Origin of the sequence: Shewanella sp. H8, from assembly GCF_040285065.1 — a bacterium.
Taxonomy (GTDB): domain Bacteria; phylum Pseudomonadota; class Gammaproteobacteria; order Enterobacterales; family Shewanellaceae; genus Shewanella; species Shewanella polaris.
Genome location: NZ_CP157213.1, coordinates 4,177,112 through 4,197,184, shown reverse-complemented (window position 1 = coordinate 4,197,184; position 20,073 = coordinate 4,177,112). Strand labels below are relative to the sequence as shown.

At 42.7% G+C, this 20,073-nt stretch carries 14 protein-coding genes and 2 rRNA genes; 7 read left to right on the top strand and 9 right to left on the bottom strand.

Annotated elements, in window-relative coordinates:
• The first annotated feature begins 496 nt into the window (after nucleotides 1-496).
• A 23S ribosomal RNA gene (locus ABIS04_RS18220) occupies nucleotides 497-3,401 on the top strand.
• A gap of 197 nt (nucleotides 3,402-3,598) precedes the next feature.
• Nucleotides 3,599-3,714: ribosomal RNA gene (gene rrf / locus ABIS04_RS18215) — 5S ribosomal RNA — on the top strand.
• 286 nt (nucleotides 3,715-4,000) lie between these two features.
• Here the strand turns inward: rrf and mutT are convergent.
• The 9 genes from mutT to nadC all read right to left on the bottom strand — a co-directional run bounded on the left by mutT (nucleotide 4,001) and on the right by nadC (nucleotide 12,452).
• Complete coding sequence (mutT, locus tag ABIS04_RS18210; protein WP_350432005.1) at nucleotides 4,001-4,399, bottom strand: 8-oxo-dGTP diphosphatase MutT; 399 nt, start codon at nucleotides 4,397-4,399, stop codon at nucleotides 4,001-4,003.
• Between the two features lie 10 nt (nucleotides 4,400-4,409).
• Nucleotides 4,410-4,622, bottom strand: a complete 213-nt coding sequence (gene yacG / locus ABIS04_RS18205) for a DNA gyrase inhibitor YacG (RefSeq protein ID WP_350432004.1) — start codon at nucleotides 4,620-4,622, stop codon at nucleotides 4,410-4,412.
• 42 nt (nucleotides 4,623-4,664) lie between these two features.
• The gene (gene zapD, locus ABIS04_RS18200; RefSeq protein ID WP_140235345.1) at nucleotides 4,665-5,399 is read right to left on the bottom strand and encodes a cell division protein ZapD; all 735 of its coding nucleotides are present in this window, start codon (nucleotides 5,397-5,399) and stop codon (nucleotides 4,665-4,667) included.
• The gene (gene coaE, locus ABIS04_RS18195; protein ID WP_350432003.1) at nucleotides 5,392-6,021 is read right to left on the bottom strand and encodes a dephospho-CoA kinase; all 630 of its coding nucleotides are present in this window, start codon (nucleotides 6,019-6,021) and stop codon (nucleotides 5,392-5,394) included. Before coaE ends, zapD begins: the two co-directional genes overlap by 8 nt.
• Nucleotides 6,018-6,932: an A24 family peptidase gene (locus ABIS04_RS18190; protein ID WP_350432002.1), complete on the bottom strand. Its 915-nt coding sequence runs from the start codon at nucleotides 6,930-6,932 to the stop codon at nucleotides 6,018-6,020. The genes coaE and ABIS04_RS18190 overlap by 4 nt, the downstream gene beginning before the upstream one ends.
• Nucleotides 6,933-6,966: 34 nt before the next feature.
• Nucleotides 6,967-8,232 carry a type II secretion system F family protein gene (locus tag ABIS04_RS18185; protein ID WP_350432001.1) on the bottom strand — a complete coding sequence of 422 codons (1,266 nt, stop codon included), beginning with the start codon at nucleotides 8,230-8,232 and terminating at the stop codon, nucleotides 6,967-6,969.
• Nucleotides 8,233-8,426: 194 nt separating this feature from the next.
• A complete protein-coding gene (gene pilB, locus ABIS04_RS18180; RefSeq protein WP_350432000.1) occupies nucleotides 8,427-10,133 on the bottom strand; it encodes a type IV-A pilus assembly ATPase PilB in 1,707 nt (568 codons plus the stop codon).
• Between the two features lie 85 nt (nucleotides 10,134-10,218).
• Nucleotides 10,219-10,662 (bottom strand): prepilin-type N-terminal cleavage/methylation domain-containing protein, encoded by a 444-nt coding sequence (locus tag ABIS04_RS18175; RefSeq protein WP_350431999.1) that lies wholly within the window; start codon nucleotides 10,660-10,662, stop codon nucleotides 10,219-10,221.
• 911 nt (nucleotides 10,663-11,573) lie between these two features.
• The gene (nadC, locus tag ABIS04_RS18170; protein ID WP_350431998.1) at nucleotides 11,574-12,452 is read right to left on the bottom strand and encodes a carboxylating nicotinate-nucleotide diphosphorylase; all 879 of its coding nucleotides are present in this window, start codon (nucleotides 12,450-12,452) and stop codon (nucleotides 11,574-11,576) included.
• A 208-nt stretch (nucleotides 12,453-12,660) separates the two neighbouring features.
• On the opposite strand from nadC, the gene ampD reads away from it, so the two are divergent.
• The 5 genes from ampD (at nucleotide 12,661) to aceF (ending at nucleotide 20,070) form a co-directional block, all read left to right on the top strand.
• Nucleotides 12,661-13,215 (top strand): 1,6-anhydro-N-acetylmuramyl-L-alanine amidase AmpD, encoded by a 555-nt coding sequence (ampD, locus tag ABIS04_RS18165; protein WP_350431997.1) that lies wholly within the window; start codon nucleotides 12,661-12,663, stop codon nucleotides 13,213-13,215.
• Between the two features lie 158 nt (nucleotides 13,216-13,373).
• Nucleotides 13,374-14,225 carry a beta-lactamase regulator AmpE gene (gene ampE, locus ABIS04_RS18160; RefSeq protein ID WP_350431996.1) on the top strand — a complete coding sequence of 284 codons (852 nt, stop codon included), beginning with the start codon at nucleotides 13,374-13,376 and terminating at the stop codon, nucleotides 14,223-14,225.
• 310 nt (nucleotides 14,226-14,535) lie between these two features.
• Nucleotides 14,536-15,288 carry a pyruvate dehydrogenase complex transcriptional repressor PdhR gene (pdhR, locus tag ABIS04_RS18155; protein ID WP_137224710.1) on the top strand — a complete coding sequence of 251 codons (753 nt, stop codon included), beginning with the start codon at nucleotides 14,536-14,538 and terminating at the stop codon, nucleotides 15,286-15,288.
• 94 nt (nucleotides 15,289-15,382) lie between these two features.
• Complete coding sequence (gene aceE / locus ABIS04_RS18150; protein ID WP_350431995.1) at nucleotides 15,383-18,049, top strand: pyruvate dehydrogenase (acetyl-transferring), homodimeric type; 2,667 nt, start codon at nucleotides 15,383-15,385, stop codon at nucleotides 18,047-18,049.
• 11 nt (nucleotides 18,050-18,060) lie between these two features.
• Nucleotides 18,061-20,070 carry a pyruvate dehydrogenase complex dihydrolipoyllysine-residue acetyltransferase gene (gene aceF, locus ABIS04_RS18145; protein WP_350431994.1) on the top strand — a complete coding sequence of 670 codons (2,010 nt, stop codon included), beginning with the start codon at nucleotides 18,061-18,063 and terminating at the stop codon, nucleotides 20,068-20,070.
• Nucleotides 20,071-20,073 lie beyond the last annotated feature (3 nt).

Sequence of the window (20,073 nt, the reverse complement as noted above, 5' to 3'; positions counted from 1 at the left end):
TACACTTATCATGACGATAAGCATATGCATAGGTTAGAGATGCCAAAGATAAATGAAATTTTATCTTTGGCTTTTTTAAGCCCGCTCTTTAACAATTTGGAAAGCTGATAGTACTAACTAAAGGCGCATTGATAACGATTTATTGTTATTGATGTGATTACGTTAGTGCGAAAAATAATACTGATGCGAAAGTATCAGTATCTTGAGTTCTCAAAACACTGTTTAAGTGTCTTGAATATTCTAAAAACTAAGGCGAGTCCACTTCCTACCCTGGAGGTGAGACAAGTAAAAACCAGCTGGTCATAATACGACCCTGTTTTTCTTAGTCTCTTTTAGCAATAAAAGAAGCTAAGCGCAGTTAATCGCTTATTAGGCAAGGCTTGAAGTTGAACGAAGAATGAGTGTAGCAGCGCTACATGATTGAATCGTGAAACTGAAAACGTCGCATAATAAGATGAGTAACAAGCGAAAAAAGAAAGACTCATTTGGGTTGTATGGTTAAGTGACCAAGCGTATACGGTGGATGCCTTGGCAGTCAGAGGCGATGAAGGACGTAATAACTTGCGAAAAGCGTTGGCGAGCTAGTAATAAGCATTTGAGCTAACGATATCCGAATGGGGAAACCCAGCAGCATAAGCTGTTATCACTACATGAATACATAGTGTAGTGAGGCAAACCCGGGGAACTGAAACATCTAAGTACCCGGAGGAAAAGAAATCAACCGAGATTCCCCTAGTAGCGGCGAGCGAACGGGGATTAGCCCTTAAGTCTATGGGGTGTTAGTGGAATGAGTTGGAAAGCTCAGCGGCACAGGGTGATAGCCCCGTACATGAAAACTAACCATAGATGAAAACGAGTAAGGCGGGACACGTGACATCCTGTTTGAATATGGGGGGACCATCCTCCAAGGCTAAATACTCCTGACTGACCGATAGTGAACCAGTACCGTGAGGGAAAGGCGAAAAGAACCCCTGTGAGGGGAGTGAAATAGAACCTGAAACCGTGTACGTACAAGCAGTGGGAGCGGTTCTTGAGACCGTGACTGCGTACCTTTTGTATAATGGGTCAGCGACTTACGTTTTGTAGCGAGGTTAAGCGAATAGCGGAGCCGTAGGGAAACCGAGTGTTAACTGCGCGTTTAGTTGCAAGGCGTAGACCCGAAACCGAGTGATCTAGCCATGGGCAGGTTGAAGGTTGAGTAACATCAACTGGAGGACCGAACCGACTTATGTTGAAAAATGAGCGGATGACTTGTGGCTGGGGGTGAAAGGCCAATCAAACTCGGAGATATCTGGTTCTCCTCGAAAGCTATTTAGGTAGCGCCTCGAGCGAATACCATTGGGGGTAGAGCACTGTTAAGGCTAGGGGGTCATCCCGACTTACCAACCCTTTGCAAACTCCGAATACCAATGAGTACTACTCGGGAGACAGACAGCGGGTGCTAACGTCCGTTGTCAAAAGGGAAACAACCCAGACCGTCAGCTAAGGTCCCAAAGTGTATGTTAAGTGGGAAACGATGTGGGAAGGCTTAGACAGCTAGGATGTTGGCTTAGAAGCAGCCATCATTTAAAGAAAGCGTAATAGCTCACTAGTCGAGTCGGCCTGCGCGGAAGATTTAACGGGGCTAAACATACCACCGAAGCTACGGGTGCATTTCTTAGGAAGTGCGCGGTAGAGGAGCGTTCTGTAAGCGGTTGAAGGTGAAGGGGTAACCCACACTGGACGTATCAGAAGTGCGAATGCTGACATGAGTAACGATAAAGGGAGTGAAAAACTCCCTCGCCGAAAGACCAAGGGTTCCTGTCCAACGTTAATCGGGGCAGGGTGAGTCGACCCCTAAGGTGAGGCCGAAAGGCGTAATCGATGGGAAACAGATTAATATTTCTGTACTTCTGCTAACTGCGATGGAGAGACGGAGAAGGCTAGGCTAGCGCGGCGTTGGTAGTCCGCGTTTAAGGTAGTAGGCTGTATTCTTAGGCAAATCCGGGAATACGTACTTAAATGTACAGGTTGAGAGCTGATGACGAGTCACTAAGGTGATGAAGTAGTTGATGCCATGCTTCCAGGAAAATCTTCTAAGCTTCAGGTTAGTAGAAATCGTACCCCAAACCGACACAGGTGGTCGGGTAGAGAATACCAAGGCGCTTGAGAGAACTCGGCTGAAGGAACTAGGCAAAATGGTACCGTAACTTCGGGAGAAGGTACGCTGCTGTCGGTGATGGGACTTGCTCCCTAAGCTGACGGCAGTCGCAGATACCAGGTGGCTGCAACTGTTTATCAAAAACACAGTACTGTGCAAAATCGCAAGATGACGTATACGGTATGACGCCTGCCCGGTGCCGGAAGGTTAATTGATTGGGTTATCTTCGGAGAAGCTCATGATCGAAGCCCCGGTAAACGGCGGCCGTAACTATAACGGTCCTAAGGTAGCGAAATTCCTTGTCGGGTAAGTTCCGACCTGCACGAATGGCGTAATGATGGCCACGCTGTCTCCAGCCGAGACTCAGTGAAGTTGAAATTGCGGTGAAGATGCCGTATACCCGCGGCTAGACGGAAAGACCCCGTGAACCTTTACTATAGCTTGGCACTGAACATTGAACCTACATGTGTAGGATAGGTGGGAGACTTTGAAGCTTGGACGCTAGTCTGAGTGGAGTCAATCTTGAAATACCACCCTTGTAGTTTTGATGTTCTAACCGCGGCCCCTTATCGGGGTTCGGGACAGTGCCTGGTGGGTAGTTTGACTGGGGCGGTCTCCTCCCAAAGAGTAACGGAGGAGCACGAAGGTTGGCTAAGTACGGTCGGACATCGTACGGTTAGTGCAATGGCATAAGCCAGCTTAACTGCGAGACATACACGTCGAGCAGGTACGAAAGTAGGTCATAGTGATCCGGTGGTTCTGAATGGAAGGGCCATCGCTCAACGGATAAAAGGTACTCCGGGGATAACAGGCTGATACCGCCCAAGAGTTCATATCGACGGCGGTGTTTGGCACCTCGATGTCGGCTCATCACATCCTGGGGCTGAAGTCGGTCCCAAGGGTATGGCTGTTCGCCATTTAAAGTGGTACGCGAGCTGGGTTCAGAACGTCGTGAGACAGTTCGGTCCCTATCTGCCGTGGGCGTTGGATGATTGAAGGAAGCTGCTCCTAGTACGAGAGGACCGGAGTGGACGAACCGCTGGTGTTCGGGTTGTTATGCCAATAGCATTGCCCGGTAGCTACGTTCGGAATCGATAACCGCTGAAAGCATCTAAGCGGGAAGCGAGTCCTAAGATGAGTCATCCCTAGAGCTTTAAGCTCTCTAAAGGGCCGTAGGAGACTACTACGTTGATAGGCAAGGTGTGTAAGCGTTGTGAGGCGTTGAGCTAACTTGTACTAATGACCCGTGAGGCTTAACCATACAACCCAGATGGGTTTTACTGAAAATGTTCCCGACATTTTCTAGCACTTCCTCCTTCCATGGAGGTCGTACTAAAGGGAGCATGACCTTAGTGTTAGAATAGAGCGCTTAGACAGTGTGAGAGACTCAAAAAGCAATCAGCTTTCCGAATTATTATTTAATGCATAAAAAAGAATGCGTTAGATAAACAAAATTTGTCTGGAAACCATAGAGCTGTGGCACCACCTGATCCCATTCCGAACTCAGAAGTGAAACACAGTATCGCCGATGGTAGTGTGGGGTCTCCCCATGTGAGAGTAGGTCATTTCCAGGCGCCTAATTGACTTGAAAGAGTCGTGAGACAGCCCGCTATTGCATAGCGGGCTTTTTTACGTCTGTAATTTGTTGAAATTATGGCTTGGTTTATCTGAACATCATGTTTGTGTGGCCGATATGCCCATGTGTCCCCTTCGGGGATAAAAGAGTAGGTCATTTCCAGGCGCCTAATTGACTTGAAAGAGTCGTGAGACAGCCCGCTATTATATAGCGGGCTTTTTTACGTCTGTCATTTGTTGAGAGGGGTAAAAAATTATTGCAGCAGAGGAGGTGGTTTGGTGTCGTTATAAATTTAACGTTAATAACTTATCTACAATGGGTTTATTGGCTTCGGGGAACTCATATTTAGAGATGGTTTGTAGTTCAACCCATTCTATTTGTTGCCCTTCAACACCAGCGGCTTGGCCATTGAAATCTGTCACTAAGTGAATATCGAGTCTTACCTGTTTATCAGGATAGTCATGACAAATATCCATAAATTCTGTGGTGCTGCTTACATCAAGATTAACTTCTTCTTTCAATTCGCGAATTAGCGCTGCGGTTACCGTTTCATTTTGTTCGACTTTACCGCCAGGAAACTCCCATTTTCCACCTTGGTGCAAATGGTCATGACGCTTAGCTAATAAAATTTGCTTATGTTGATTTATGATAACGCCGACGGCAACATGTACCCTTTTTTGCATGTTATGCCCCTTAGTCTTTAAAGAAGTCGCCTTCATCAAAACCAATATCATCAAGCATATCAGGATCGATACTATTCTTAACCGGAATTGCGTGTTTCTCGCTAGCCCAGTCACCAAGGTCGATAAGTTTACAACGCTCACTACAAAAAGGTTTAAATAGAGCTTCGTCTTTCCATTCAACTTTGGTGCTACAAATAGGGCAGTTTACTACTGTTAAAGGCATAATCGTTCTTAGTCATTAATGTTGTTACTGATGGTAAAGTGTTTAAGTGCAGGTTGCTAGTGAGAATTCAACAGATTCATTAGTATGACGTTGTAAATTAAAATCTACGAAATGGATAGCGTAACGATTTCGATGGCCACTAATGGTGGGATAATAATTTTGGTTGGAATTTATTTTAACTCGGATTAACGACAGTGGTTGCGAAGAATCACCTTGAAAAAAACCTGCTTGTGCATGGCATAGATTAAAGTCTGCAGTAGATCTGATTAATTCTAATAATAGGGATATCGGTGCCAGAAGTGGTTGATATTGTACTAACCAGTTTTGAATATCTAGTTGTCTATGTTGCCAATCCTGACCTAACCAAAAATGTAGCTGAGGCAAATCAAAGTTACAGTACGCTCCTGTCATATTTGATCGTTGTCGTAATGCGGTAATAAATTTATCTTGTTTGAGTCTACAACCAATTCTTTCTTGTATTTGTAACGGTGACTTAAATGCGTTAAGTCTTTCTGTGAGTCGATCGACTTGAACACTATCGACATTTGAATTTTTTCGCCAATTGGAAATTAGCTGAATTTGTTTTTCGATATCTTTTAATATGTCGGTGCGATAATCACAACGTTCAGTGAGCTCTGCAAGAGAGAAAAGCGAGGGGAAACATTGATGTTGATGATCTTGTGTGGCATATAATTGCAACTGTTGGCCAAGATTATCTATGCGTAAATAACTACGTATTTTTTCATTTAATGGTTGTTCGTAGATTAAATCAGTCATTGAGGTCAGTTTCTAAATCAGCAGCCTGTTGTAAGTATTGTTGGTGCAGACGTAATACTTGACTGCGCAACAGTTCATTTTCTCCTTGATTATCAATAATATTATCAGCTTGAGCGACACGTCGTTCTCGGGTCATTTGACTCGCAAGAATATGTTCGACTTGTTGTTTACTGACACCATCACGTTGTATCGTCCTTGAAATTTGTAACTCGGGTGCAATGTCTACAACCAAAGTGGTATTCACTAAACTATCTAAATGGTTCTCAAATAGCAAGGGTGCCACCATTATCACATAGGCTGACGTTGATGCTTGTACTTGAGAAAGCATCTGGTGACGGATCATAGGATGGAGCAAATTATTAAGCCACAAACGTTGTTGAGGGTTATTAAATACTTGGGCTCGTAAAGCCGCTCTATCAAGGCTGCCATCGACTAATAAAATAGCCTTACCGAAATGCTCTGTTATTGCTTTTAGTCCATCAGAACTTATTGAGACAACCTCTCGAGCGATAACATCAGCGTCGACTAAGTCTATGCCGTATTCAGCAAATAAGTTCGCTATAGTGGTTTTGCCGCTTCCAATACCACCGGTAAGACCGACAACAAACTTGTTTTTAATCATAATGTACTTAGATACCAGTTAAGAATATCTTGCCCCCAAACTAACGCAATCCAACCCGCGGCAGCGATATAAGGGCCAAAAGGAATTGGATTACCTTTATTGAGTTTTTTAGCGATAATCATCGTTATACCTACTACAGCACCAACCAGTGAAGATAATAGAATAATTAATGGCAGCATTTGCCAACCTAACCAAGCACCGAATACGGCTAACAGTTTAAAGTCACCGTAGCCCATGCCTTCTTTGCCAGTAACCAGTTTAAATAACCAAAATATCGACCATAAACTTAAATAACCTGCAGCAGCACCAATAATGGCATCTTCAGGGCTAGCATAAATACCTTTAAGGTTAATAATTAACCCTAACCACAATATTGGTAACGTCAGTTGGTCCGGTAATAGCATTTCATCTAAATCGATGCCTGTTAACGCAACTAACACAAACGTTAAAATACTGGCATACACAAACTGCCATGTTGGGCCAAAATGCCAAGCTAAAGTGGCAATTAATGCCCCTGTTAATAATTCGATAATCGGATAGCGTATTGAAATACCGGTTTTACAATCGGCACACTTTCCCTTAAGCATTATCCAACCGAGTATGGGAATATTATGCCAAGGCTTTATATTGGCCTTGCATTTTGGGCATGCAGATCCTGGTACCACAATATTGTATTTTGCTGGGAATTGATCGATAGGTTTATTTAAGCGCTCATTACCCACCTGTTTAACAATATCTGGATGGTATTCGTTTAAATAAAAATTACACTCGCTTTGCCATTCGCGTTTCATCATCACTGGCAAGCGGTGGATCACGACGTTGAGAAAGCTGCCAATCGTGGCAGCAAAAATAAAGCTAATAGTGATAAACACCCAAGGGTATTGGGCCATTAAGGTGATAAATTCAGTCATTTCAATTCTATTGTTGAATAAGTCATAAAAACCTTTAGTTTATTATATTACCCATTTGGAAAATAGGTAAATACATTCCGACGATTAAGCCACCAACTAAAGTACCAATCACGACCATCATAATTGGTTCTATTAAACTGGATAAACCATCAACAGCATCATCCACTTGCATCTCATAAATATCAGCCACTTTATTAAGCATGTCATCCAAACCACCTGACTCTTCTCCAATCATTACCATTTGAATGAGCATATCAGGAAATAACCCTGTGGTGCGCATGGCTACATTCATCTGCATACCTGACATCACTTCTTGGCGCACTTTTAATAACGCTTTACGATAAACATAGTTGCCAGATGCGCCAGCAGCAGATTCTAAACCATCAATTAAAGGTACACCTGCTGCAAAGGTGGTTGATAAAGTGCGGGCAAAACGAGCCATTGCGGCTTTGTGGAGGATATCACCTACCAGGGGGATTTTTAGGATGGCTACATCAACACTGTCTCGAAAAGCTTGAGATTTCCTATGTGCACGTCGGAATAACCAAATCCCACCAATAATGGCGATAGCAAAGTAATACCATGCACTCTGTAGCCATTTAGAAATATTTATAATTATTTGGGTGAATGCTGGTAGCTCTGCGCCAAAGCCACTAAATATTTCTTCAAATTGAGGTACAACAAATAATAATAACAAGCTTGTTACTGCTATCGCGACAATAACAACGGCTATAGGATAAAGCATAGCTTTTTTGATTTTAGATTTTAATTGCTCGGCCTTCTCTCGGTAAGTTGCAACGCGGTCAAATACCGCATCAAGTGAACCGGAATGCTCTCCTGCAGCAACTAAGTCAACATATAAATCATCAAAATAACGTCGGTGAGGTCTTAACGCATCAGAAAGTGGAATACCAGATTGGACATCGGATAAAATAGTACCTAATAATTCACGTACTTTGGCTTTTTCATGGCCACGACCAAGAAGCTCAAGTGTGGTTACTAATGGCACCCCTGCCGCTAACATTGTAGCTATTTGGCGGGTGAACATCGCAATATCCATTGCGGTGATGCTTTTTTCAGACTTAAATAACGGTGCGGATTTCTTGCGTACGCCTTTTGGGGTAACCCCCTGGGCTTTTAAGACACTGCGTATTTCAGCAATAGAAGAGCCTTTTAGCTCCCCTGAGGAGCGTTGGCCATCACGATTGACTCCCTTCCATTGGTAGGTAAAAACCTTAGGTTGGTGTTTGGTAGTTTTTTTCCCCTTCGCCTTTGGCTTGCGTTTTGCTGCTGTAGCCATTTAGCCAATCCTTTTCGTGTTGAGCGGTATCCGCGCTAAATTATTATTATGAATAGAAAATAGTGAAATAAACATTTGACTGACTATCACTCATTAACTTTAGCTGATTTAACTTTACCTTATTGCGCTTAATCAATTAAATTTAGTCGATTTATCTTAGTCGATTTCTCTTACTCGGTTTGATTCTAGCCGAATTAAAAGCTAGTAACACGGTTAATTTCGGCAATGCTGGTTACGCCGTGAATCACTTTAAGTAAGCCAGATTGGCGTAAATCGCGCATGCCTTGTTGTTTGGCTAAGGTGGCAATTTGCAGCGAGTTGCCACCTTCCATAATGGTACGGGCAATTTCATCACTCATTTTCATTACTTCGTAAATGCCGACACGACCTTTATAACCACCAGAGCAAAGCTCACAACCGACAGGTTTAAACACCGTAATACCTTTGTTTATATCAGCTTCAGTAAAGCCTAAACGTTGCAATTCAGCAACAGGTACTTCTTCTTCGTGTTTGCATTCTGGGCATAAGCGTCTGGCTAGTCGTTGGGCAATAATTAAGTTAACTGAGCTGGCAATGTTATAGCCGGGTACACCCATGTTGATTAAACGGGTTAGGGTTTCTGCTGCTGAGTTGGTGTGCAGGGTTGATAACACTAGGTGACCAGTTTGCGCCGCTTTAATCGCTATTTCGGCGGTTTCTAAATCACGGATTTCACCGACCATCACCACGTCAGGATCTTGACGTAAAAATGAGCGTAATGCCGATGCAAAGGTTAAACCCGCTTTTAAATTAATATGCACCTGGTTAACACCCTCAAGGTTAATTTCAACCGGATCTTCTGCGGTAGAAATATTACGCTCTTCGGTATTAAGAATATTGAGGCCAGTGTAGAGAGATACGGTTTTACCTGAACCTGTTGGGCCGGTGACTAATATCATCCCTTGAGGTTTGGCGAGCATTTCTTCATATAATAGCCGTTGATCATCTTCATAACCGAGCTTTTCGATACCCAGTTGTGCCGATGATGAATCTAAAATACGCATTACAATCTTCTCGCCCCAAATAGTGGGCAAGCTACTGACACGAAAATCGATGGATTTGGTGCGTGACAGCTTCATTTTAATCCGGCCATCTTGCGGTACCCGACGCTCGGCAATATCAAGTTTCGACATCACTTTTAACCGGGCAGAAATTCGGTTGGATAAGTTAACTGGTGGCTCGGAGACTTCATGTAATATGCCATCAATACGGAAACGAATTCGATAACGTTTCTCGTAAGGTTCGAAATGTAAATCAGAGGCACCTTTACGAATTGCATCGGTAAGGATTTTATTGATATAGATAACAATCGGGGCATCATCGCTGCTGTCACCGCTCGGTTCATCATCCCTACTGGTATCAGTTACTTCAATTCCAGCCAAGGCTTCTTCGTCAATGCCTTCTAAACCCAAACCGCTAATGTCTTCTTCGAGTATTTTTTCTAAGGCTTTAAGGAGTTTATCGTCTTCGACTAAAATAGCTTCTGCATGTAGGCCTAAACTAAATTGGAAATCTTCAAGTGCCGCAATATTGGTTGGGTCTGAAGTGGCGATATAAAGTCGATTACCACGTTTAAAAAGTGGTAAGCATTTATGTTTATTTATGAGTTTTTTGTTTAATAAACCTTCAGTTATATTAGCTATATCAAATTCATTAAGATCAAGTAACGGAGTACCATATTCTTCATAACAAAGCTCGGCAATTTCACGAGCTGAGAGAAATTTGGAATGAATTAACGTTGTGACTAGGGACTGTTTGGTTTTACGGGAGAGTGTTATAGACGTTGAAATTTGTTCTTCAGAAAGAAGGTTTTTTCGAATAAATAATGTTGATAAACCTAAATGTAAGCCAGTGTTGGACATTGTTATAACAGTCTCATTATTATTCAGTAAGGGGCTATAATAGCCCCTTACTGTATTATTTAGTAACACATTCTAAATTGTACGACTAAGTAGTTGGTAAACCAGCACCTTTTTTACAAAGTATTATTTCATCAGCGGTAGCACCAGTCGCACCAGCCATCGATAATTCTAAAGAAGGAGTCGACGCACTAGGTACTGCAAATGTAGCAGTTAATTCACACTTTTTTTCCTTCCAAACTAGAGTACCAGTAGCATCTTGTTCGAATGTTGTGAATGTATCGGTAAGTTTAGAATTTGCAGCTATTTCGTTATCTATTGTTGAACATCCAATATCTGTTTCAAGACAGGTCTGAATTTTAGTTGTGAAAGAGGTAATCCCTTTCATTGCTGCGCCGCCTTGTGCAGACGTGACATAATCTTTATAAGCAGGCAGTGCGATTGCTGCAAGAATACCGATGATCGCGACTACGATCATTAATTCGATAAGAGTAAAACCCTTAGCGTTTTTGATTTGGTTGATACCTTTCATTATTTCTCTCCGTAAAATAGGCCGGGGTAGTAGTATCAATCCTCGATAACTGCGAGCTTAGTCTAGTCATAGAGCCTAGTCACCAAGTCGCCTGGCATTCCATTTGCCTAAAACCTTAAAGCACAATTATGTGGTGTTCGATGACCACGATTTTTATAGTGCCAACATTCCTTGTGTTGCCCATCGTTATTTATAAGCACAATGCACATATAAAAAACAATGTTAACTGCAAATAATGTTAGCTAATTATTTACTTAATGACATTTCGGCTGAGCGGTAAACATAGAGTAAATACGTTAATATTAACAAAATAAAAAATAACATTTGCCCATGTTTTAAAAGATAAATGTTAATTAGTTGATAACAATTGACGTAATTTACAATCTTATGATTATAGTCCATGGCCTAAAAGCCAACTCGCCTAAGACAAAGTTAGTATAAATTGTTACACAATGGAATAGTCTTAACGTACAAATAAGAAATAAATCTCTAAAAATGCACTAATTTCACGTTATTAATACTGGACACGGTTAATTATTTTTTGACACAGCCGTTTAATGAGTTTTTTTTTGACAAAAATGCAACAGTGTTAGTTTGTTGGCGCTTTTTTTGTGACCGATTTCTATGTCCGAATGGAATGTGCAGAAAGCCTAGATTCAAGTGCGCTACGCTGCTAGATGCTATAAAAAGCTCAGCAGAAAAGTTGTCCCAGAATTTCAATTTTAGCAGCGAAGCTGTCCTAGCAGGACGAAGTCCGCTCTAAAATCTAGGAACTAGGATCTAGTACCTAGAGCGCTACGCTGCTAGATGCTATAAAAGCTCAGCAGAAAAGTTGTCCCAGGATTTCAATCTTAGCAGCGAAGCTGTCCTAGCAGGACGCAGTCCGCTCTAGAATCTAGGACCTAGAAGCATCAAGCTTTTAATCTTAGCGATAAATCCAATGCTTTAATGTGTTTAGTCAGTGCGCCTACTGATATGTAGTCAACACCAGTTTGTGCAAAACTGGCTAGTGTGTCTAACGTAACATTGCCTGACACTTCTAATTTGGCGCCTTTATCTTGGTCTTTATAACGATTATTTAGGCTAACGGCATCAACCATCATAGTGACATCAAAATTGTCTAACATGATGATGTCTGCGCCGCCGTCGAGAGCTTGGGTTAATTCGTCAAGTGACTCTACTTCAACTTCTACTGGTTTTTGGCTGTCTAATTGACGTGCTGCGTTAATGGCTTTTGAAATCCCACCACAAGCCATGATGTGATTTTCTTTAATCAAAAAAGCATCGAACAAGCCAATGCGATGATTATGTCCACCGCCACAGGTGACTGCGTATTTTTGTGCAGTTCGAAGGCCCGGAATAGTTTTGCGGGTGTCAAGTAATTGAGTATGAGTGCCAGCAAGCTTGTTGACGTACAGTTTGGTTAAGCTGGCAACGCCTGACAACATCTGAATAAAGTTCATTGCAGTGCGCTCACCCGTTAAAATGGCTCGTGCCGGACCAGAGAGTTCACACAAAACTTGATTGGGAACCACTAAATCACCGTCGTCAACATGCCAATGGAGTACAACTTCACTACCCAGCTGATTAAATACTTGTTCAGCCCATTCTTTGCCACAAAAAACGCCTTCTTCGCGAGTGATGAGCACCCCAGACATATGTTTATCTTCAGGAATAAGTTGTGCGGTGATGTCGGCATTAAGCATCCCATGAATGGTATTGTGGGGTGTGTATCCTAAGTCTTCATCTAAGGCAGTTTTTACAGCGTGACGAATGTCATTTTCTAACATAAGCAAAGTCCTTGCTAACATAGCGTGATAGGGCAAAACGGTATCCGCATTCAGTAGAGTGTTTATTGCCGAAAGCAGCTATTAAAGATTAACATAATTTATCGCTATACTGACACAAGCAAATAGGTAATTTTTAGGATTGGTATTGCTGTTTAATACTGTTAAATTTGAACTCATAATGGTTTGGTAGTGATGTTTAAGGATGGATATGCCACAAGGCTTAATGGAACAAGGTTGGTTAACCAAGGCTCGAAAGTGTATGTCGCCACATTTTAACGCTCGCCCCAATGGCGAGGTGAGTTTATTGGTGATCCATAATATTAGCTTACCCGCGGGGTGTTTTGGCTTACCGCACATTGATGAACTATTTCAAGGTTGCCTAAATATAGATGCTGACGACAGTTTTACTGAGTTAGCAAGCTTGCAAGTTTCGGCGCATTTTCTCATTTGCCGTGATGGTGAAGTGGTTCAATATGTGGGTTGTGATGACAGAGCTTGGCATGCTGGCATCTCTGAATTCAATGGGCGTGAGGGTTGTAACGATTTTGCCATAGGTATAGAACTAGAAGGGACAGATAACAGTGGGTATACCGATGAGCAATATGATCAATTAATCCTGTTAACATTGGAGTTAATGGCGCAGTATCCTATGATTAATGTAAATAATATTGTCGGCCATTGTGATATTGCGCCAGGACGTAAAACAGATCCCGGTAGTGGTTTTGATTGGTCTCGATATAAGCAAGCCATTCCAGTTGTTTAGGTTAGCACTTAGAGATTACGAACTTGAAACACAACACTTAGCGCTTAAAATAGCACTTACAGACTTTGCTGATGTTAGATGGTACTTATCAATATAGCCCGCTAAAGAGCTGCTTATTAATGGTGGCAGTAACTAAATAGAAGTAAAAAAGGATTTTCATGGCGTTATTTTCATTGTTAATGGCAATTTTAGTAGAGCGTTTGAAGCTTCTGCCCAGTGGTTGGCAGTTTGATAGCGTTATAGCGCGTTACCAAACATTATTTTGGGATAACCAATCGCTTAAATCCGAATTTGGTGTTGCGATGGCAATTGTGTTGCCTGCTTTATTGGTTTTGCTGATTAGTTTTCTGCTCGATGGTATTTTTTATGATTTATTGAGTTTGTTGTTTTGGGTGGTGATATCCATTATTTGTTTTTGCCACCAGTCATTACGACGGGTGTTTAAACAGTATATTCAAGCGGCATGTCGGGGCGATATACAAGCTTGTTATAGATTGGCCGGAGAGTTGGACTGTACTGAACACTTGCATGTGGTTGATGAGCAAGATTTAGGTCGTAAAGTGGGGCAAATAACCGCTTGGATTAATTATCGCTATTACGGCGCAGTGGCATTGTATTTAATATTTTTAGAACCCGTTGGCGCTGTTTTGTATTGTACAGTGCGTTTTTTTAGTGATTACAATAATAAAAATAAGCTTGAGATGCCATTAGTTGATCGTTTGCTGATGCTATTGGATTGGCTGCCAAGCCGTATCTTTAGTTTTGGCTATGTATTAAGTGGTCAATTTAGCACTGGTTTGAGTGCTTGGCGACAATATGGTTTAAGTGGCAAAACCGATGCGAAAACAATCGTAACTTACACTGCTATCGCGGCAGAATCTTTACCTGAAGCAGGTGATGCGCCGCTGAGTATACGGTCGACATTGGCATTACTGGCATTGAGTAAGCGTAATTTTGTGTTATTGCTGACAATGGTTTCGGTATTAACCATTTTTGGTGTTGTTAGTTAGACTCTAGGGTGGACTACGTCCTACTAGGACAGCTTTGCTGCTGAGATTTTATAGCCTCTAGCAGCGAAGCGCTCTAGTTCCTAGGGCGGCTTTATTGTATCCAGCGTTGAGGTTAATTCGAGTAAATGGTCTGACCCCTTGAGTGTTAATATCAGTTATGCTCTTGGCTCGAGCGTTTTAAACGAATACGGTGTTCTATTGTCGATATGCCGATAACTAGACATGGCTTGTATGATTTGATAAAGTGCGCTATCTCATATTAATTGGTCAGACCAATTGACAATTGCTTGTTTAGGGAGCAGGGCGCCAGATGGCTTATATTAAAATTAACCAGCCAAAAATTTCTGATGTGATCATGGAGCAATTAGAGCGAATGATCCTTGAAGGCAGTTTACAGCCAGGTCAGAAGCTACCTCCTGAACGCGAACTCGCGGTACAATTTGAAGTGTCTCGTCCTTCTTTACGTGAAGCGATTCAAAAATTAGAAGCTAAAGGGTTGCTGATGCGTCGTCAAGGCGGTGGCACCTATGTAAAAGAACAACTTTGGCAAAGTCTTGCCGATCCTATCGTTGAATTAATGCATAACGATTCTGAAAGTCAGTATGACTTACTTGAATTTCGTCACGCTACTGAAGGCATGATGGCGTATTTTGCTGCATTGCGCGGTACTGATGCGGATATGCAAAATATTAAAAACCGAATTAATGAAGTAGAAGCCGCAAGCGGTATTGAAGAGCAGGCAGATGCAATTGTACATTTTTATCGTGCAGTGGCAGAGGCGTCACACAATGTTGCAATGCTTCATCTAGTATTAAGTTTAACCCCTGTACTACATAAAAATGTAGAACAAAACTTGGAACTTTTAAGCCGACGCGAAGAAGCTTCCACCATGGCAAATGATCACAGACGAGCTTTACTCGCTGCGATTGTACGTCGGGACCCAGACGCTGCGCGTGAAGCTTCGAATGAACATTTAAGCTACATCGAAGAAGTCATGTTGGCAGTAAGAGAAGAAGACAGTCGGTTGCAACGTAGTTTGCGCCGTTTAAAGAGCGGTGTGTAGTACTTGTCACTTTGAATAAGAATACATTTTTGCTGTGTCAACAAGCAGCAACTAAAAGCCGAAATATAACCCGTATATAAAGAAGGACTGCGAGATGTCTGAAGATATGCTTCAAGATTTAGACCCACTAGAAACCCATGAATGGGTTGATGCTCTGCAAGCTGTGTTAGAGCATGAAGGGCCTGAACGTGCACATTTTTTACTCGAAAAATTAATTGATAAAGCACGTCGTAATGGTACTCACTTACCTTACAATGCCACTACTGCCTATTTAAATACTATTCCAGCAGGCCAAGAGCCTAATATGCCTGGTAACCAAGAAATGGAACGTCGTATTCGTGCGATTATCCGTTGGAATGCCTTGGCAATGGTATTACGTGGTTCTAAGAAAGATTTAGAGCTTGGTGGTCATATATCCAGTTTTGCTTCTAGCGCGACAATTTATGATGTGTGTTTTAACCACTTCTTCCGTGCACCAAATGAGCAAGATGGTGGTGACTTGGTGTATTTTCAAGGTCATATCGCACCGGGTATTTATGCGCGTTCTTTCCTTGAAGGGCGTATTACTGAAGAACAAATGGCTAACTTCCGTCAAGAAGTCGATGGCAAAGGCTTGTCTTCTTACCCGCATCCTAAATTAATGCCAAGCTATTGGCAGTTCCCGACGGTATCGATGGGTCTAGGTCCTATTCAAGCCATTTACCAAGCACGTTATTTAAAGTATTTAACTGACCGTGGTTTAAAAGATTGTTCTAAGCAAACTGTTTACTGTTTCTTAGGTGACGGTGAGTGTGATGAGCCAGAAGCTTTGGGGGCAATTGGCTTAGCTGCGCGCGAAGAATTAGATAATTTAGTGTTTATCGTTAACTGTAACTTACAGCGTTTAGATGGTCCTGTTCGTGGTAACGGTAAGATTATCCAAGAGCTTGAAGGCGAATTCCGCGGCGCAGGTTGGGAAGTGGTTAAAGTCATTTGGGGTCGTTATTGGGATCCATTATTGGCGCGTGATACCAGCGGTAAGTTATTACAGTTAATGGAAGAAACCGTAGACGGTGAATACCAAAACTGTAAAGCTAAAGGTGGTGCATGGACTCGTGAACATTTCTTTGGTAAATATCCTGAAACCGCAGAAATGGTGGCTAATATGTCAGATGATGACATTTGGCGCTTAAACCGTGGTGGCCATGATCCTGTAAAAGTTTACGCTGCACTTGAACATGCACAGAAAACCAAAGGTCGTCCAACGGTTATTCTTGCTAAAACCGTTAAAGGTTATGGTTTAGGTGATGCGGGTGAAGGTAAAAACATTGCTCATAACGTGAAAAAAATGGGCATAGAGGCTATTCAACACTTCCGTAACCGTTTCAATATTCCGATCCCTGATGACAAGTTAGAAGATTTGCCTTTCTATCATCCCGGTCCTGACTCTGAAGAAGTTAAATACCTGAAGAGTCGCCGTGAAGCGTTATTAGGTTATTTACCGCAGCGTCGTGAAAAGTTCACTGAAGAGTTAGATATTCCTTCATTGAAAATTTTCGATTCGATTTTGAAAGGTTCTAATGGCCGTGAAATTTCGTCAACAATGGCGTTTGTGCGCGTATTAACCGCATTGTTAAAAGACAAAGGCATTGGCAAACGCATTGTGCCAATTATTCCTGATGAAGCGCGTACTTTTGGTATGGAAGGCTTATTCCGTCAAGTGGGTATTTACGCTCACGAAGGCCAAAAATACGTACCACAAGATTCTGATCAAGTGGCGTACTACCGTGAAGCTAAAACTGGTCAGGTTTTACAAGAAGGTATTAACGAATTAGGCGCAATGTCATCTTGGGTGTCAGCTGCAACCAGTTACTCAGTCAACGACATGCCAACGATTCCGTTTTACATCTACTATTCTATGTTCGGTTTCCAACGTATCGGCGATATGGCATGGGCTGCTGGCGACATGCGCGCACGTGGTTTCTTGGTGGGCGGTACTTCTGGCCGTACAACATTGAACGGCGAAGGTTTACAGCATCAAGATGGTCACAGCCACGTATTGGCTAACACTATTCCAAACTGTATTTCTTATGACCCTACTTACGGTTATGAAATTGCGGTAGTCGTACAAGATGGTATTCGTCGTATGTATGGCGAAAACCAAGAAGATATCTTCTACTACTTAACCACAATGAACGAAAACTACGTTCAGCCAGAAATGCCAGCCGGTGCCGAAGAAGGTATTGTAAAAGGTATTTACAAGCTTGAATCAGTTGCTGGTAGCGGTAAAGGCAAAGTGCAATTAATGGGTTGCGGTACGATTCTTGAAGAAGTTCGTAAAGCCGCGCAAGCATTAGCCAAAGACTTTGGCGTAACTGCAGACGTATTCAGTGTGACCAGTTTTAATGAGCTAACTCGTGATGGTCAAGCTGCTGAGCGTTGGAACATGTTGCATCCTACAGCAAAACCTAAGCAAGCATATATTAGCCAAGTATTATCTGCAGATGCGCCAGCGATTGTGGCGACTGACTACATGAAGATATACGGTGAGCAATTACGTGCATTCGTGCCAACTGACTATAAAGTGTTAGGTACAGATGGTTTTGGTCGTAGCGATAGCCGCGCAAACTTACGTCATCATTTTGAAGTTGATGCCAAGTTTATTGTCATTGCGGCGTTGAAGTCACTTGTTGACCGTAATGAAATGCCAGTGGATGTGTTGATTAAAACCATCGCTGAATATGGCATTGATGCTGACAAGATCAACCCACAGCTCGCGTAAGGGGATACAAAATGGCTGAATTAAAAGAAGTTTTGGTTCCTAATATCGATACTGATGCTGTACAAGTTATTGAAATTTGTGCTGCAGTGGGTGATTTTCTTGAGAAAGAAGCGTCAATCATTACAGTTGAAAGCGATAAGGCAACCATGGATATTCCAGCACCTTTTGCTGGTACCTTGGCAGAATTAAAAATTGCTGTGGGTGATACAGTGTCAGAAGGCACGTTAATTGCGATGATGAGTGTTGCTGATGCCGCGCCTGCCAAAGCAGACGTTGCAGCACCAGCGCCTAAAGCTGAAGCGCCAGTCGCACAAGCTGCGGCTCCTGCACCAGTGACGCCTGTTGCCGCACCAAGTGCTGGTGCCTCTGAAGTGATTGAAGTGAAAGTGCCAGATATTGGCGGTGATACAGATGTGTCTGTCATCGAAGTGTTGGTTGCTGTAGGTGATAGCATTGATGTTGATACAGGTTTAATTACCTTAGAAACAGATAAAGCCACCATGGACGTACCGTCACCTAAAGCGGGTGTGGTTAAATCAGTGAAAGTGGCTGTTGGCGACAAAGTCTCTGAAGGTTCATTAGTTATTACGCTAGAAGTTGCTGGTTCTGAACCAGTAGCACCAGCAGTGTCAGCGCCACAAGCAACAGCACCGGAAGCTCAAGCAGCTGCACCTCAGGCTGCAGCTCCTGTTTCTCAAGCAATGGCAGCCGTAACAACAAGCCAAGTACAAGAAATTCATGTACCTGATATTGGCGACGCTAATGATGTCGATGTTATTGAAGTGCTGGTTGCTGTTGGTGATGAAATCACCGCAGATCAAGGTTTAATTACCCTTGAAACTGACAAAGCGACCATGGAAGTACCAGCACCATTTGCCGGTAAGTTAGTGTCGTTAATGGTTAACGTGGGCGATAAAGTGTCTCAAGGTAGCTTAATTGCGACTATTGAAACGACTAGTGCCGCACCTGCTCAAGCTGCTCCTGTTCAAACGGAGTCTGCTCCAGTAGCGCCTGCATCAACAATAGCTGCCAGTCGTCCATCGACTCCGCCGGTACCGTATCACCCTAGTGCTGCGGCACCTAAATCTACCGGAGTTGCTTACGCATCGCCTTCTGTGCGCCGTTTAGCGCGTGAATTTGGTGTGGATTTGACCAAGGTTACTGGTACTGGACGTAAAGCGCGGATTTTGAAAGAAGACGTGCAAGCATTTGTGAAATATGAGTTGTCACGCCCTAAAGCGACAGCTGCTACGGCGGTTGCTGGTGGTGCCGGTGGCTTAAGTGTGATTGCTGCTCCTAAAGTTGATTTCAGTAAGTTTGGTGAAGTGGAAGAAGTACCACTAAGCCGTATCCAGAAAATTTCTGGACCTAACTTACATCGTAACTGGGTAACGATTCCGCATGTTACCCAGTTCGACGAAGCTGATATTACTGAGATGGAAGCCTTCCGTAAGCAGCAAAATGAGCTTGCAGCGAAGAAGAAAGCAGATTACAAAATCACGCCTCTGGTGTTTATGATGAAAGCTGTCGCGAAAGCATTGGCTGAGTTCCCTGTGTTTAACTCAAGCTTAAGTAGTGATGGTGAGTCGCTGATTCAGAAGAAGTACTTCCACATTGGTGTGGCTGTTGATACGCCTAATGGCCTAATGGTTCCGGTTGTACGTGACGTTGATAAAAAAGGCATTGTTGAATTGTCTCGCGAGTTAACTGACATTTCGATCCGTGCTCGTGACGGCAAGTTAAAGTCGGCTGATATGCAAGGCAGCTGTTTTACGATTTCAAGTTTAGGTGGCATTGGCGGTACGGCATTTACGCCGATTGTTAATTACCCTGATGTGGCGATTTTAGGTGTGTCTAAATCTGAAATTAAGCCTAAGTGGAATGGCAAAGAGTTTGAGCCTAAATTAATGTTGCCATTGTCATTATCATACGACCATCGTGTGATTGATGGTGCAATGGCCGCACGCTTTAGTGTGACATTGTCAGCCATCTTATCTGACATTCGTACCATGATATTGTAAACA

What these genes read in the sequence shown, in the direction of transcription:
- mutT (WP_350432005.1), bottom strand. Translation starts at nt 4,399, where the DNA reads ATGCAAAAAAGGGTACATGTTGCCGTCGGCGTTATCATAAATCAACAT.
- yacG (WP_350432004.1), bottom strand. Translation starts at nt 4,622, where the DNA reads ATGCCTTTAACAGTAGTAAACTGCCCTATTTGTAGCACCAAAGTTGAA.
- zapD (WP_140235345.1), bottom strand. Translation starts at nt 5,399, where the DNA reads ATGACTGATTTAATCTACGAACAACCATTAAATGAAAAAATACGTAGT.
- coaE (WP_350432003.1), bottom strand. Translation starts at nt 6,021, where the DNA reads ATGATTAAAAACAAGTTTGTTGTCGGTCTTACCGGTGGTATTGGAAGC.
- ABIS04_RS18190 (WP_350432002.1), bottom strand. Translation starts at nt 6,932, where the DNA reads ATGACTGAATTTATCACCTTAATGGCCCAATACCCTTGGGTGTTTATC.
- ABIS04_RS18185 (WP_350432001.1), bottom strand. Translation starts at nt 8,232, where the DNA reads ATGGCTACAGCAGCAAAACGCAAGCCAAAGGCGAAGGGGAAAAAAACT.
- pilB (WP_350432000.1), bottom strand. Translation starts at nt 10,133, where the DNA reads ATGTCCAACACTGGCTTACATTTAGGTTTATCAACATTATTTATTCGA.
- ABIS04_RS18175 (WP_350431999.1), bottom strand. Translation starts at nt 10,662, where the DNA reads ATGAAAGGTATCAACCAAATCAAAAACGCTAAGGGTTTTACTCTTATC.
- nadC (WP_350431998.1), bottom strand. Translation starts at nt 12,452, where the DNA reads ATGTTAGAAAATGACATTCGTCACGCTGTAAAAACTGCCTTAGATGAA.
- ampD (WP_350431997.1), top strand. Translation starts at nt 12,661, where the DNA reads ATGCCACAAGGCTTAATGGAACAAGGTTGGTTAACCAAGGCTCGAAAG.
- ampE (WP_350431996.1), top strand. Translation starts at nt 13,374, where the DNA reads ATGGCGTTATTTTCATTGTTAATGGCAATTTTAGTAGAGCGTTTGAAG.
- pdhR (WP_137224710.1), top strand. Translation starts at nt 14,536, where the DNA reads ATGGCTTATATTAAAATTAACCAGCCAAAAATTTCTGATGTGATCATG.
- aceE (WP_350431995.1), top strand. Translation starts at nt 15,383, where the DNA reads ATGTCTGAAGATATGCTTCAAGATTTAGACCCACTAGAAACCCATGAA.
- aceF (WP_350431994.1), top strand. Translation starts at nt 18,061, where the DNA reads ATGGCTGAATTAAAAGAAGTTTTGGTTCCTAATATCGATACTGATGCT.